General features: G+C 73.1%; 13 protein-coding genes. 6 read left to right on the forward strand and 7 right to left on the reverse strand.

What is annotated here, in order from left to right:
- Positions 1-78: 78 nt before the first annotated feature.
- Together Q0994_RS11985 and Q0994_RS11990 are read left to right on the forward strand one after the other, a co-directional pair.
- A complete protein-coding gene (locus Q0994_RS11985) occupies positions 79-1518 on the forward strand; it encodes an NAD(P)H-quinone dehydrogenase (RefSeq protein ID WP_299532669.1) in 1440 nt (479 codons plus the stop codon).
- Between the two features lie 238 nt (positions 1519-1756).
- A complete protein-coding gene (locus Q0994_RS11990; protein ID WP_299532671.1) occupies positions 1757-2716 on the forward strand; it encodes a DeoR/GlpR family DNA-binding transcription regulator in 960 nt (319 codons plus the stop codon).
- 144 nt (positions 2717-2860) lie between these two features.
- Here the strand turns inward: Q0994_RS11990 and Q0994_RS11995 are convergent, their stop codons facing one another.
- Positions 2861-3451: a TetR-like C-terminal domain-containing protein gene (locus Q0994_RS11995; RefSeq protein WP_299532673.1), complete on the reverse strand. Its 591-nt coding sequence runs from the start codon at positions 3449-3451 to the stop codon at positions 2861-2863.
- Positions 3452-3561: 110 nt separating this feature from the next.
- Between Q0994_RS11995 and Q0994_RS12000 the strand changes: the two genes are divergently transcribed.
- Complete coding sequence (locus Q0994_RS12000) at positions 3562-4581, forward strand: zinc-binding dehydrogenase (RefSeq protein ID WP_299532676.1); 1020 nt, start codon at positions 3562-3564, stop codon at positions 4579-4581.
- Between the two features lie 120 nt (positions 4582-4701).
- Here Q0994_RS12000 and Q0994_RS12005 read toward each other — a convergent pair whose 3' ends face one another.
- On the reverse strand, positions 4702-5304 hold the full coding sequence (locus Q0994_RS12005; protein WP_299532679.1) for a TetR/AcrR family transcriptional regulator: 603 nt from the start codon (positions 5302-5304) through the stop codon (positions 4702-4704).
- 142 nt (positions 5305-5446) lie between these two features.
- On the reverse strand, positions 5447-7207 hold the full coding sequence (locus Q0994_RS12010; RefSeq protein ID WP_299533052.1) for a biotin carboxylase N-terminal domain-containing protein: 1761 nt from the start codon (positions 7205-7207) through the stop codon (positions 5447-5449).
- 376 nt (positions 7208-7583) lie between these two features.
- Between Q0994_RS12010 and Q0994_RS12015 the strand changes: the two genes are divergently transcribed.
- Entirely contained in the window at positions 7584-8030 is a 447-nt protein-coding gene (locus tag Q0994_RS12015; RefSeq protein ID WP_299532682.1) for a hypothetical protein, read from the forward strand.
- A 22-nt stretch (positions 8031-8052) separates the two neighbouring features.
- Here Q0994_RS12015 and Q0994_RS12020 read toward each other — a convergent pair whose 3' ends face one another.
- The 4 genes from Q0994_RS12020 to Q0994_RS12035 all read right to left on the reverse strand — a co-directional run bounded on the left by Q0994_RS12020 (position 8053) and on the right by Q0994_RS12035 (position 10741).
- Positions 8053-8664, reverse strand: coding sequence for a nucleoside triphosphate pyrophosphatase (locus Q0994_RS12020; RefSeq protein WP_299532684.1), 612 nt, complete (start codon positions 8662-8664; stop codon positions 8053-8055).
- Positions 8665-8697: 33 nt separating this feature from the next.
- Positions 8698-8826 (reverse strand): morphogenic membrane protein MmpB, encoded by a 129-nt coding sequence (locus Q0994_RS12025; RefSeq protein WP_299532687.1) that lies wholly within the window; start codon positions 8824-8826, stop codon positions 8698-8700.
- A gap of 72 nt (positions 8827-8898) precedes the next feature.
- On the reverse strand, positions 8899-9114 hold the full coding sequence (locus Q0994_RS12030) for an acyl-CoA carboxylase epsilon subunit (RefSeq protein ID WP_299532690.1): 216 nt from the start codon (positions 9112-9114) through the stop codon (positions 8899-8901).
- A gap of 37 nt (positions 9115-9151) precedes the next feature.
- A complete protein-coding gene (locus tag Q0994_RS12035; protein ID WP_299532693.1) occupies positions 9152-10741 on the reverse strand; it encodes an acyl-CoA carboxylase subunit beta in 1590 nt (529 codons plus the stop codon).
- 205 nt (positions 10742-10946) lie between these two features.
- Here Q0994_RS12035 and Q0994_RS12040 point away from each other — a divergent pair, with 205 nt between their 5' ends.
- On the forward strand, positions 10947-11816 hold the full coding sequence (locus Q0994_RS12040; protein WP_299532695.1) for a biotin--[acetyl-CoA-carboxylase] ligase: 870 nt from the start codon (positions 10947-10949) through the stop codon (positions 11814-11816).
- A gap of 180 nt (positions 11817-11996) precedes the next feature.
- Positions 11997-13202: an adenylate/guanylate cyclase domain-containing protein gene (locus tag Q0994_RS12045; RefSeq protein ID WP_299532697.1), complete on the forward strand. Its 1206-nt coding sequence runs from the start codon at positions 11997-11999 to the stop codon at positions 13200-13202.
- Positions 13203-13248: the final 46 nt, after the last annotated feature.

A 13248-nucleotide genomic window follows, 5' to 3' on the forward strand; every position in this document is an offset into this window, starting at 1 on the left:
TTCCCCGGGGCGATCCCCCGGACCCCCGGCCGGGGCGGCAGACGGCCGTGGGACGACACCACGCGAGGCGGACTTTTCGTGACCCGGATCGTGATCATCGGCGGTGGCCCCGGCGGCTACGAGGCGGCGCTGGTCGGCGCACAGCTCGGCGCGGAGGTGACCGTCGTCGACTGCGACGGCCTTGGCGGGGCCTCCGTCCTCACCGACTGCGTGCCCTCCAAGACCCTGATCGCGACGGCCGAGGTGATGACCACCTTCGACTCGTCCTACGAGGAACTCGGCATCATCGTCGCCGACGACACCCCGCACCTGGAGCAGGCCGCGCGGGTCGTCGGCGTGGACCTCGGCAAGGTCAACCGCCGCGTCAAGCGCCTCGCGCTCGCCCAGTCCCACGACATCACCGCCTCCGTCACCCGGGCCGGCGCCCGGGTGGTGCGCGGGCGCGGCCGGCTCGACGGCCTGCAGGCCGCGGACGGCTCGCGCCAGGTCGTGGTGACCGCCGCCGACGGCACCGAGGAGCGGCTCACCGCCGACGCGGTGCTGATCGCGACCGGCGCCCACCCCCGCGAGATCCCGGACGCGCAGCCCGACGGCGAGCGCATCCTCAACTGGACCCAGGTGTACGACCTCGACGAGCTGCCCGAGGAGCTCATCGTGGTCGGATCCGGCGTGACCGGGGCCGAGTTCGCCGGCGCCTACCAGGCGCTCGGTTCCCGCGTCACCCTCGTCTCCTCCCGCGACCGGGTGCTGCCGGGCGAGGACCCGGACGCCGCCGCCGTGCTGGAGGACGTGTTCCGCCGTCGCGGCATGAACGTCATGGCCCGCTCGCGCGCCGAGGCCGCCAAGCGGGTGGGCGACCGGGTGGAGGTGACCCTCTCCGACGGCCGGGTCATCACCGGCAGCCACTGCCTGATGGCGGTCGGCGCGATCCCGAACACCGCGGGGATGGGTCTGGAGGAGGCCGGTGTCCGGCTGAAGGACTCCGGCCACATCAAGACCGACAGGGTGTCCCGCACCGGCGCTCCCGGCGTCTACGCGGCCGGCGACGTCACCGGCGTGTTCGCGCTGGCGTCCGTGGCGGCCATGCAGGGCCGGATCGCGATGTACCACTTCCTCGGCGACGCGGTGGCCCCGCTGGACCTCAAGACGGTCTCCTCGAACGTCTTCACCGACCCCGAGATCGCCACCGTCGGCTACACCCAGGCCGACGTGGACGCCGGCAAGATCGACGCCCGGGTGGTGAAGCTGCCGCTGCTGCGCAACCCGCGCGCCAAGATGCAGGGCATCCGCGACGGCTTCGTCAAGATCTTCTGCCGTCCGGGCACCGGCATCGTCGTCGGCGGCTGCGTGGTGGCGCCCCGCGCCAGCGAGCTGATCCACCCGATCTCGCTCGCGGTCGACAACAACCTGACCGTGGAACAGATCGCGAACGCCTTCACGGTGTACCCGTCGCTGTCGGGTTCGATCGCCGAAGTCGCCCGGCAGTTGCACACCCGGAAGCTCGACGGCGGAGTCTGACCGCCCGGCCGGAACGGGCGGTGACGCGGCCGGATCGCGTCAACGCCCGTGCGGGGGAGTGTGGTTGAGCCCGGGGTGGATCATTTCTGACCACTCCGGGACCGGATGCGTGCACCTTGCATGACACTCGGGCAACTTCCCGACCGCCTATATCACTTGACACCCCTCTTCCGGGGCAACTTCTGCAATTCGGCGCATTCCGCTGAAATCACGTGCAGGTCACGTTACTGTCAGTTCCGTGTTCGCTGCAGAACGTCGTCAGTTGATCCTCGAAATGGTGCGCGCCAACGGGGCGGTATCGCTCCGAGAGCTCGCCCGCGTCGTCCAGACCTCCGAAGTGACCGTCCGGCGGGACGTGCGGGCACTGGAGGCAGAAGGGCTCCTCGACCGCCGGCACGGCGGTGCGGTCTTGCCGGGCGGTTTCACGCGGGAGTCCGGCTTCCCGCAGAAATCCCATCTCTCCTCCGCGGAGAAGACGGCCATCGCCGACGTGGCCGCCGGTCTCGTCGGCGAGGGCGAGGCCATCGTGGTCGGCGCCGGCACCACCACGCAGGAGCTGGCCCGCCGGCTCGCGCGCGTCCCCGGCCTCACCGTGGTCACCAACTCCCTGCTGGTCGCCCAGGCGTTGGCCCATGCCAACCGGGTGGAGGTGGTGATGACCGGCGGCACCCTGCGCGGGAGCAACTACGCCTTGGTGGGCAGTGGGGCCGAGCAGTCCCTCCAGGGGCTGCGCGTCTCGCGGGCGTTCCTGTCCGGGAGCGGGCTCACCGCCGAGCGCGGCCTGTCCACCTCGAACATGCTCTCCGCCAGCGTCGACCGCGCGCTGGTGCAAGCCGCCGCCGAGGTGGTGGTGCTGGCCGACCACACCAAGATCGGCGCGGACACCATGTTCCAGACGGTGCCGACCGACCTCATCACCCGGCTGGTCACGGACGAGCCCGCGGTGCACGACGAGCGGGCGGCCGCCGAGATCCAGGCGCTGGCCGACCAGGGTGTGGAGATCACCGTCGCCGGCCCCGAGCCGGGCGGCGCCGAGAGCGGGCCGCAGGGCCGGCAGCGACGCGAGATGCCACTGCCGGGACAGCAGCGGCGCACCCAGCAGAACGGCGGCCTCGGGCCGCAGTTGCGCAGCGCCGCGTCGCTCGCCGACCCCGGCCCCGCGGAGCGCGCCCGGGTGGCGGACATGCGCCGCCGCTGACCGGAGGCGCGGACCGCCGCAGGGCGGTCCGGTCCGCCGTGTGCCGCCCTTGCCGTGCGCCGCCTTTGCCGTGCGCCGCCTTTGCCGTGCGCCGCCTTTGCCGTGCGCCCCGTCCGTGCGTCCCCGCCCGCGCCGCCGGGCCGATCACCGCGGCCGGGCCCGTACGCCCTCCAGCAACTGCTCGACCAGCGGGTCCGCCAGGTCGTCGGGGAGCGGGCCGGGCGCGAAGAGGGTGCGGGTGAACAGGGTGCCGCTGAGGGCCTCGATCAGCAGCCGGGACCGGGTGTCCGCGCGCAGTTCGCCGCGTGCGACGGCCCGGTCGACGATTACGGCGGCCCGGTGCAGCCGCAGGGTCCAGAAGCGGTCCGACTCGGTGGCGTCCGCCCCGGTCCTCCGCCCCGCCCCGAGCCGCAGCAGCACCTCGGCCGACGGGGTGTTCAGGAACCGCACCAGCGAGGCGGCGTAGAGCCGCAGGTCCTCGTCCACCCGGCCGGTGTCGGGGATCGGCAGCGCGGTGTCGCTGTTGTGCTCCACCGCCTCGCGGATGAGGTTCTCGCGGGTGCCCCACCGGCGGTAGACGGAGGACTCGTGCACCCCGGCGGCCTCGGCCGCCGCCGCCACCGTCGTGGCGTCGAACCCCTCACGGACCAGCAGGTCCACCGTCGCGGACAGTACCGCCACCCGCAGCCTCTCGCCCCGTCGCCCCAAGGGTCGTGCCTTGTTCCCGGTCGCCATGGGCGCGACCCTATCGCAAGTGTTCTTGCGATAGCTCAGGGTGCGGGAGTAGCTTGTAAAGCGAGTCGACTTGCGTTAAGGAGCGGTCGCCCGCACGGAAGAAGTACCCCATGGCCGTCATGCGCGCAGCGCGCCTGCACATTCCCAGCCGCGAGCTGCGGATCGAAGAGGTCGAGCGACCCGTGCCCGGCCCCGGTCAGGTGCTGGTCAAGGTGGAGGCCGCCGGGGTGTGTCTCTCCGACGTCCACCTGATCTCCGGCGCCATCGGCTCCGCCGACAACCCGCGCCGCCGCGGCGACAGCGTGACCCTCGGCCACGAGGTGGCCGGCACGGTCGCCGAGGCGGGCCCCGGGGTCACCGGCTGGATGGCGGGCGACCGGGTGGTGCTCCAGGCCGGCGAGGAACGGGACGGCGAGACCTGGACCCGCGGCGTGGACTACGACGGCGGCTGGGCCGAGTACGCGCTGGCCCGGGTGGACACCCTGGTGGCGCTGCCCGACTCGATCTCCTTCGAGCAGGGCGCGATCATCCCGGACGCCGTCTCCACCCCGTGGGCCGCCATCACCGTCACGGCGGGCGTGCGCCCGGCGCAGGCGGTCGGTGTCTGGGGCATCGGCGGCCTGGGGGCGCACGGGGTGCAGCTGCTGCGCGCCGTGGGCGCCTGCCCGATCATCGCGGTGGACCCCTCGCCCGCCGCCCGGGAGCGTGCCCTCGCCTTCGGCGCGGATCTGGCGCTGGACTCCGCCGATCCGGAGCTGGGGCGGAAGATCGCCGCCGCGACCGGGGGAGCCGGACCCGAGGTGGCCCTCGACTTCGCCGGCGTGACCGCCGTGCGCGAGCAGGCCCTGTCGGTCCTGGCCCCGGGCGGCAAGCTGGTCCTCGTCGGCCTGAGCGGCCGGCCGTTCACGGTGACCGACTCCACCGCCTTCAGCTTCCGCAAGCTCCAGGTGCTGGGCCACTACGGCTCCGGCGGGATCGCGGTGCCCGAGCTGATCCGCCTCACCGAGGGCGGCCGCCTCGACTTCTCCCGCTCGATATCCGGCGTGCTGCCGCTGGAGCGGGCCGCCGAGGCCGTGGAGCGGGTCCACCACAAGACCGGCGACCCGATCCGGCTGGTCCTCAAGCCCTGACCCACCCCCGGCCCCGTCCCCTCCCGCCCTCCGGGCCGGGCGGGGACGGGGCTCACGCGTGTCAGGGGTTCGGACGTGTCCGTGGGCCGGCCGTGTCCGCGCGTGAGCGGTGTCCGTGCGTCAGCCGTGTCCGGGGCCGCGCAGTCCTTGCAGGGTGAGCAGGAGCAGCCGGTCGGCGAGGCCGGGGTCGTCCGGGGCCTGCTCGGCCGCCAGGGCGATGGCATGGGTGAGCTGGAGCAGGTCGCCGACGGACACGTCCGGCCGGATGTCGCCGGACCGCTGCGCACGCTCCAGCAGCCGGGCGCCCGCCTCGCGGAGCGGGCCGTGGCACTGGGCCAGCGCCGACGTCTCGTCCCGCGAGGCCGACATCAGGGCCTGCGCCAGGCCCCGGTAGGCGCCCGCGCCGGCGACGATGGCGCCCAGCCACTCCACCAGCGCCCGGCACGGCCTGTCGGCGGCCTCCAGGGCGTGCGAGCGGGCCAGCAGATCGCACAGCGCGTCCTGGAAGACGGCGTTCATCAGGGCGTGCCGGTTGGGGAAGTGCCGGTAGAGCGTGCCGATGCCGACCCCGGCACGCCGCGCCAGGTCCTCCAGCGAGGCGTCGGTGCCCTGCTCGGCGAAGAGTTCCCTGGCCTCGCCCAGCAGCCGGTCGTGGTTCCGGCGGGCGTCGGCCCGCATCGGCCGCCGGTCGTCCGGCGTCCGGTCCGTCGTCGCGCTGGGCATGGGGTGCCTCCCGGGTGTCCTCGGGTCCAGGATGCCACTGCCCGCCCGCCGCCCCCGTGGGCGGCCCTGAACGGCGGCGGCCCCGCCCGGCGCGTACGACAGTGCGTACGCGCCGGGCGGGGCCGCTCCGGGACGGGCCCGGTCAGTCCTTGATCTCGCAGATCACGGCACCGGACGAGAGCGAACCGCCGACCTCGGCGGCCAGGCCCTTGACCGTTCCGGAGCGGTGCGCGTTCAGCGGCTGCTCCATCTTCATGGCCTCCAGGACGACGACGAGGTCGCCCTCCTTGACCTCCTGGCCCTCCTCCACCGCGACCTTGACCACGGTGCCCTGCATCGGCGAGGCCAGCGTGTCGCCGGAGACGGCGGAACCCGCCTTCTTCGCCGCGCGGCGCTTGGGCTTGGCGCCGGCCGCCAGGCCGGTGCGCGCCAGGCTCATGCCGAGCGACGAGGGGAGCGAGACCTCCAGGCGCTTGCCGCCGACCTCGACCACGACCGTCTCGCGGGCGGTGTCGTCGTCGGTGTCGGCGTCCGTGTCCGCGGGCGCCGCGAACGGCTTGATCTCGTTGACGAACTCGGTCTCGATCCACCGGGTGTGGATCCGGAACGGGTCCGCGGTGAACGCCGGGTCGACGACGACCGCGCGGTGGAAGGGGATGGCGGTCGCCATGCCCTCCACCTCGAACTCGGCGAGCGCGCGGGCGGCGCGCTGCAGTGCCTGCTCGCGGGTGGCACCGGTGACGATCAGCTTCGCCAGTAGCGAGTCCCAGGCGGGACCGATGACGCTGCCGGACTCCACGCCCGCGTCCAGCCGGACCCCGGGGCCGGTCGGCGGCGCGAACCGGGTGACGGTGCCGGGGGCCGGCAGGAAGCCGCGGCCCGGGTCCTCGCCGTTGATGCGGAACTCGAACGAGTGACCCCGCATCGGCGGGTCGTCGTAACCCAGCTCCTCGCCGTCCGCGATGCGGAACATCTCGCGGACCAGGTCGATGCCGGTGACCTCCTCGGTGACCGGGTGCTCCACCTGGAGGCGGGTGTTCACCTCCAGGAAGGAGATCGTGCCGTCCACGCCGACCAGGAACTCGACGGTCCCGGCGCCGACGTAGCCGGCCTCCTTCAGGATCGCCTTCGAGGCGGCGTACAGCTCGGCGTTCTGAGCCTCGTTCAGGAACGGCGCGGGCGCCTCCTCGACCAGCTTCTGGTGCCGGCGCTGGAGCGAGCAGTCACGGGTGGAGACGACGACCACGTTGCCGTGGGTGTCGGCCAGGCACTGGGTCTCCACGTGCCGGGGCTTGTCGAGGTAGCGCTCGACGAAGCACTCGCCGCGCCCGAAGGCGGCGACGGCCTCGCGGACCGCGGAGTCGTAGAGCTCCGGGACCTCTTCGAGGGTGCGGGCGACCTTCAGGCCGCGGCCGCCGCCGCCGAAGGCGGCCTTGATCGCGATGGGCAGCCCGTGCTCCCGCGCGAAGGCCACCACCTCGTCGGAGCCGGAGACCGGGTCCGGGGTGCCCGCGACCAGCGGGGCGCCGGCGCGCTGGGCGATGTGCCGGGCGGCGACCTTGTCGCCGAGGTCGCGGATGGCCTGCGGCGGCGGACCGATCCAGGTCAGACCGGCGTCCAGCACGGCCTGCGCGAACTCGGCGTTCTCCGACAGGAATCCGTAGCCGGGGTGAACGGCGTCGGCACCCGAGTCGGCCGCGGCGCGGAGCACCTTGGCCATGTCCAGGTAGCTGGTGGCCGGGGTGTCACCGCCCAGGGCGAACGCCTCGTCCGCGGCGCGGACGTGCAGCGCGTCCCGGTCCGGATCGGCGTAGACCGCCACGCTCCCGATTCCGGCGTCCCGGCAGGCCCGAGCGACGCGGACAGCGATTTCGCCACGGTTGGCGATGAGCACCTTGCGCACGATGACTCCCTCCATGAAAACAAGCTGAGTTTAGGGACTGCCCACACGGCCGTACGACCCTTTCCCAAAGGTGAGCTTGCCCACACGGAGTGTGATTTCGAGGCTGTCGGAGTCGCAAAATCCCTTGTCGCACCACGGTACGCCGCGATCCTTCCCGGCACAGTAACGAGAGCGTGTGGTGCAGGTCTCTATCCGTAGGTGCAATGACGGGTGGCGTTTCTTTGTGGGGTTCCTACGAACGGCGGATGAATTCTTTGCCGGGCGCGCGAGGCCCCCGCCGGTCTGCCGGACCCCTTGTCCGAATGATTACCCGTTAGTAAGGTCCGCGCTATCGCGAACGCGGGTAACAGGGGTTCTTCTAGGGGGTGGCGCCGTCGTGCGCAGAACGGTGGCCGTCGTGACCGCGCTCGTCCTGTTCGCAGAGGCCGTGGGCGTCGTGCTGCTCAACCTGGTCCTCTCCGAGGTGACGGGCAACCAGAACATGTCCCTGGCCGGAATGGACCCCGAGGCCATGAGCGACGGCACCCTGGTGATGGGCTTCGTCTCCGGGGCGCTGCTGCTGCTCTGCGGCCTGACGGCCCTGGTCGCCGCCGTGCGGGACCGTGCACCCGGCCGGGCCGGCCGGTTCGCCCTGATCGTCTGCGCCGTCGTGCACGGCGTGCTCGGCGCGGCGGTGGCGGCCCTGGTCAACTGGTCCGCCTTCGCCCTCATGATGGCGGTGCTGGCGCTGCTGGTCCTCACCCTCGTGGTGTACGGGGCGGGGGACCGCGGGCCGCGGCCGACGGAGCCCGCCCCGGAGCCCGGCGCGCCCGCGGCTGCCTGACGCCGAAGGCGCGACCCGTTCCTCAGACCCACAACTCCGTGACGGAAACGTCGAGTTCGCCGAGCAGTCGACGCAGCAGCGGCAGCGACAGGCCGATCACGTTGGAGTGGTCGCCCTCGATCGACTCGACGAACGGCGCGGACCGTCCGTCCAGCGTGAACGCCCCCGCCACGTGCAGCGGCTCGCCGGAGGCGACGTAGGCGGCCACCTCCTCGTCGGTCGGCGTGCCGAACCGCACGACGGTCGACGCCGTGGCGGAGGCGGTCCGGCCGGTCGCGGTGTCGACGACGCTGTGGCCCGTCCGCAGCACCCCGGCCCGGCCGCGCATGGCCTTCCAGCGGGCCGTGGCCTCCTCGGCGTCGGCGGGCTTGCCCAGCGCCTCGCCGTCCAGGTCCAGCACCGAGTCGCAGCCCACGACCAGCGCACCGGCCGCCTCCGGGCGCCCGGCGACCGCCGCGGCCTTGGCACGGGCCAGGACGAGCGCCAGCTCGCCGGGGGAGGGCGCGGACAGCGCGTCCTCGTCCACCCCGCTGACGATCACTTCGGGGGCGAACCCGGCCTGGCGCAGCAGGCCCAGGCGGGCGGGGGAGGCGGAGGCGAGCACGAGTCGGCGCTGATCAGTCATACCGGCCATCGTAGAAGGGGCCCGGAGCACGGCGGGCCGCCGTCAGCGGATGCCCACCGCCAGCATCGCCACCACCATGGCCAGCGCCAGCAGGACCCCCGCGCGCCGCATCATCTTCTGGGCGTCGCGCAGTTCCTTCGGCGGGGTGTTCTCGGGATCGGACCAGAGCATGCCTTTGATCCTGCGCCGCGGCCCGCCGGAACGCCTGAGTACGGGTACTCAACCGCCCGGCGGGCCGCCGGATCAGGACGGCCAGTAGCTGCGCGTCCAGGACCGGGGGCCGGGCTGCGGCAGCGGCCGGCGGGCGATCCGGCCCGGATCCGACCACTCCTCGGGCGGCAGCGGCGTGCCCGAGGCGTCCGCCGCCGTGGCCGCCGTGGCGGCGGCGCGGGCCCGGACCACCGCCAGCGCGGCGGCCAGTTCCTCCGGGGTCGGATTGCCCCGTACGACCTTGATCATGTCCAGGCTCCTCTCGTCGTCCTCGTGGCCGGCGCTCCTACAGCGGGATGTTGCCGTGCTTCTTCGGCGGCAGCGCCTCGCGCTTGGTACGCAGCTGGCGCAGGCCCTTCACGATGTGCGCCCGGGTGTCGGACGGCATGATCACCGCGTCCACGTAGCCGCGCTCGGCCGCCACGTACGGGTTGAGCAGCGCGTCCTCGTAGTCCGCCATCAGCTCGGCGCGCGCCGCCGCTGCCTCGTCCGGGTCCGTGATCGCTTCGATGGTGCGGCGGTGCAGGATGTTGACCGCGCCCTGCGCGCCCATCACCGCGATCTGCGCGGTCGGCCAGGCCAGGTTGAGGTCGGCGCCCAGGTGCTTGGAGCCCATCACGTCGTACGCCCCGCCGAACGCCTTGCGGGTGATCACGGTGATCAGCGGCACGGTCGCCTCGGCGTACGCGTAGATCAGCTTCGCGCCCCTGCGGATGATGCCGCCGTACTCCTGGTCCACGCCCGGCAGGAACCCCGGCACGTCCACGAAGGTCAGCACCGGCACGTTGAACGCGTCGCAGGTGCGGACGAAGCGGGCCGCCTTCTCGCTGGCGTCGATGTCCAGGCAGCCGGCGAACTGCATCGGCTGGTTGGCGACGACGCCCACCGGCCGGCCCTCGACCCGGCCGAAACCGGTGATGATGTTCGGCGCGAACAGCGCCTGCGTCTCCAGGAACTCGGCGTCGTCCAGCACGTGTTCGATGGCGGTGTGCATGTCGTACGGCTGGTTGGCCGAGTCCGGGATCAGGGTGTCCAGCACCCGGTCCTCGTCCGTCGTCCCCAGATCGGCGTCCTCGGGGAAGGCCGGCGGCTCCGAGAGGTTGTTCGAAGGAAGGTACGACAGCAGGGACTTGACGTACTCGATGGCGTCCTTCTCGTCGCCCGCCATGTGGTGCGCCACCCCGGAGGTGGAGTTGTGCGTCCGGGCGCCGCCCAGCTCCTCGAAGCCCACGTCCTCGCCGGTGACCGTCTTGATGACGTCGGGCCCGGTGATGAACATGTGCGAGGTCTGGTCGACCATCACCGTGAAGTCGGTGATCGCGGGGGAGTACACCGCACCGCCCGCGCACGGTCCGACGATCAGCGAGATCTGGGGGATCACGCCCGAGGCGTGGACGTTGCGGCGGAAGATCTCCGCGAACAGGCCCAGCGCCGCGACGCCCTCCTGGATGCGGGCGCCGCCGCCGTCGTTGATGCCGATGACCGGACAGCCGGTCTTCATCGCGAAGTCCATGACCTTCACGATCTTCTCGCCGTACACCTCGCCGAGCGAGCCGCCGAAGATCGTGAAGTCCTGGGAGTACACGCAGACCGGACGGCCGTCGACCGTGCCGTAGCCGGTGACCACACCGTCCCCGTAGGGGCGGTTCTTCTCGATGCCGAAGTTGGTGGAGCGGTGCCGGGCGAACTCGTCCAGCTCGACGAACGACCCCTCGTCCAGCAGGAGATCGACGCGTTCACGGGCGGTGAGCTTGCCCTTGGCGTGCTGCTTCTCGACCGCGCGTGCCGAACCGGCGTGGGTGGCTTCGTCAATGCGGCGCTGCAGGTCCGCGAGCTTGCCCGCGGTGGTGTGGATGTCGCTCAGCGGCTCGGACATCGGGTGGCGGCTCCCTGCCGGGTCACGGGAACCGGCTGCTGCTGCCCGACGGCTCGCGGGCCGGCCCGGCCTGGCCCGGTCGTCTCGTGAAGCCCCTTGTCGGCGCCTGCAATCGGCCCCTGGTCCTGTGTACCTACTGCCTCGTAGCGTATCGGCGCGCATCCGGATCGGCAGTGCGTCTTATGCCACACCTAGTCTGGCTTGCATGACTCCCCCGGATGCGCCATCGAACCGCTGGTCCGACCTCGACCGCCCCCCGCTGAACACCGCCGCGCTGCGCCGCGGTCTGCTGCGGCCGGGCGCGTCGTGGACCTCGCTCGACGTGGTGGAGACGACCGGCTCCACCAACACCGACCTCGCCGCGCTCGCCGCCGCGGGCCGGCTCGCCGAGGGCGCCGTGCTGGTGGCCGAGGTGCAGACCGCCGGGCGCGGCCGGCTCGACCGGAGCTGGACCGCCCCGCCCCGCTCGGGCCTCTTCTTCTCCGTCTACCTGACCCCGCGGGACGTGCCGATGGAGCGCTGGGGATGGCTGCCGCTGCTGACCGGCGTCGCCGCCGCCACTGGCCTCGCCCGCGCCGCCGGGGTGGACACCGCGCTGAAGTGGCCCAACGACCTGCTGGTGACGGTCGGGGGGCAGGAGCGCAAGGCGGGCGGCATCCTCGCCGAGCGGGCGGGCGAGGGCGTCATCGTGGGCATGGGCCTCAACGTCTCGCTCGGGGCGGCGGAACTCCCCTCGCCCACCGCCGGGTCGCTGGCCCTCGCCGGCGCCGTCTCGCTCGACCGCGAGACTCTGCTGCGGGGCGTGCTCCGCTCGCTGGAGAAGTGGTACCGGGCATGGCGGGAGGCGAAGGGCGACGCGCCGCTCGCCGGACTCCAGGCGGCGTACGCGGCGGGGTGCGCGACCCTCGGCAGGTCCGTGCGGGCCGAGCTCCCCGGCGGGCGGACCCTGCTCGGCGAGGCCGTCGCGATCGACGGGAACGGCCGGCTGATCGTCTCCCACGGCGACGGACGGCAGGAGCCGGTGTCGGCCGGCGACATCGTCCATCTGAGGGGCGCGGACGGCGGTCTGACCTGACGCGTCCGCCCCGCCGGGCGCGGGTTACCGCGCATCCGGGCCGGCGCGGGGCACCATGGCCTGCGCGACCCCCGGGCCGTCCGGCCGGGGAAGTGAGCCAGGGCACACCTGCCGTATCGTTGGGGCGATCCAGCGACAGATCGGCAGGGCAGTGCGCAGGGAACGGGCAGGAGGCGGCTGGTGACCGTCGACGACACTGGTTCGGACGAGGGCGCGACGCCCTCGCCGGAGCCCTCGGTCCACGCCACACCGCATCACGAGGTCGACCACACGGTCGAACCCACCGACGACCCCCTGGCGATCCGGCTGGAACAGCTGATCCTCGGGGCGGAACGCCAGTACACCCCCTTCCAGGCGGCCCGGACCGCGGGCGTCTCGATGGACCTGGCCTCCCGCTTCTGGCGGGCCATGGGCTTCGCCGACATCGGCCAGGCCAAGGCGCTCACCGAGGCCGACGTGCTGGCGCTGCGCCGGCTCGCCGGTCTGGTGGAGGCCGGGCTGCTCAGCGAGCCGATGGCGATCCAGGTCGCCCGCTCCACCGGGCAGACCACCGCCCGGCTGGCGGAGTGGCAGATCGACTCCTTCCTGGAAGGACTCACCGAGCCGCCCGAGCCGGGCATGACCCGCACCGAGGTCACCTATCCGCTGATCGAGCTGCTGCTGCCGGAGCTCCAGGAGTTCCTGGTGTACGTCTGGCGGCGCCAGCTCGCCGCCTCCACCGGCCGGGTCGTGCAGGCCCAGGACGACGAGGAGATGGTGGACCGGCGGCTCGCCGTCGGCTTCGCCGACCTGGTCGGCTTCACCCGGTTGACCCGCCGGCTGGAGGAGGAGGAGCTCGGCGAGCTGGTCGAGGCGTTCGAGACCACCGCCGCCGACCTGATCGCCGCGCACGGCGGCCGACTGGTCAAGACGCTCGGCGACGAGGTGCTCTACGCGGCGGACGACGCCGGCACCGCCGCCGAGATCGCGCTGCGGCTCATCGAGGCGATGTCGCAGGACGCCACCATGCCGGAACTGCGCGTCGGCATCGCCTTCGGCACCGTCACCACCCGGATGGGCGACGTGTTCGGCACGACGGTGAACCTCGCCAGCCGGCTCACCTCGATAGCGCCGAAGGACACCGTGCTCGTGGACGGCGCGTTCGCCGAGGAGCTGACCCGGTCCGGGGACGCCCCGGTCTCCGAGGCCCAGGCCGCCGGGGAACTGGCCGCCGCGGCCGAGCGTGCCCGGCTGGCGGAGGCGGAGGGCCGGGAGGCCGACGAGCCGCCGCCGCCCCGCTACCGCTTCGGACTCCAGCCGATGTGGCAGCGGCCGGTCCGCGGCCTCGGCGTGGTCGAGCCGTGGCTGCTCACCCGCCGCGACAAGCGCGGGACGACCTCCGGCTGAACCGCGCCGGGGCCGTCCCCGCCCGAGCCCGGTGCACGGCGGCGCG

Source organism: uncultured Streptomyces sp., from assembly GCF_947488945.1.
Taxonomy (GTDB): domain Bacteria; phylum Actinomycetota; class Actinomycetes; order Streptomycetales; family Streptomycetaceae; genus Streptomyces.

Excerpts from the sequence above, each read along its gene's own strand:
- Q0994_RS11995 (WP_299532673.1), bottom strand. The coding sequence starts at position 3,451 with ATGGCGACCGGGAACAAGGCACGACCCTTGGGGCGACGGGGCGAGAGG.
- Q0994_RS12000 (WP_299532676.1), top strand. The coding sequence starts at position 3,562 with ATGGCCGTCATGCGCGCAGCGCGCCTGCACATTCCCAGCCGCGAGCTG.
- Q0994_RS12005 (WP_299532679.1), bottom strand. The coding sequence starts at position 5,304 with ATGCCCAGCGCGACGACGGACCGGACGCCGGACGACCGGCGGCCGATG.
- Q0994_RS12020 (WP_299532684.1), bottom strand. The coding sequence starts at position 8,664 with ATGGCCGGTATGACTGATCAGCGCCGACTCGTGCTCGCCTCCGCCTCC.
- Q0994_RS12025 (WP_299532687.1), bottom strand. The coding sequence starts at position 8,826 with ATGCTCTGGTCCGATCCCGAGAACACCCCGCCGAAGGAACTGCGCGAC.
- Q0994_RS12030 (WP_299532690.1), bottom strand. The coding sequence starts at position 9,114 with ATGATCAAGGTCGTACGGGGCAATCCGACCCCGGAGGAACTGGCCGCC.
- Q0994_RS12035 (WP_299532693.1), bottom strand. The coding sequence starts at position 10,741 with ATGTCCGAGCCGCTGAGCGACATCCACACCACCGCGGGCAAGCTCGCG.
- Q0994_RS12040 (WP_299532695.1), top strand. The coding sequence starts at position 10,947 with ATGACTCCCCCGGATGCGCCATCGAACCGCTGGTCCGACCTCGACCGC.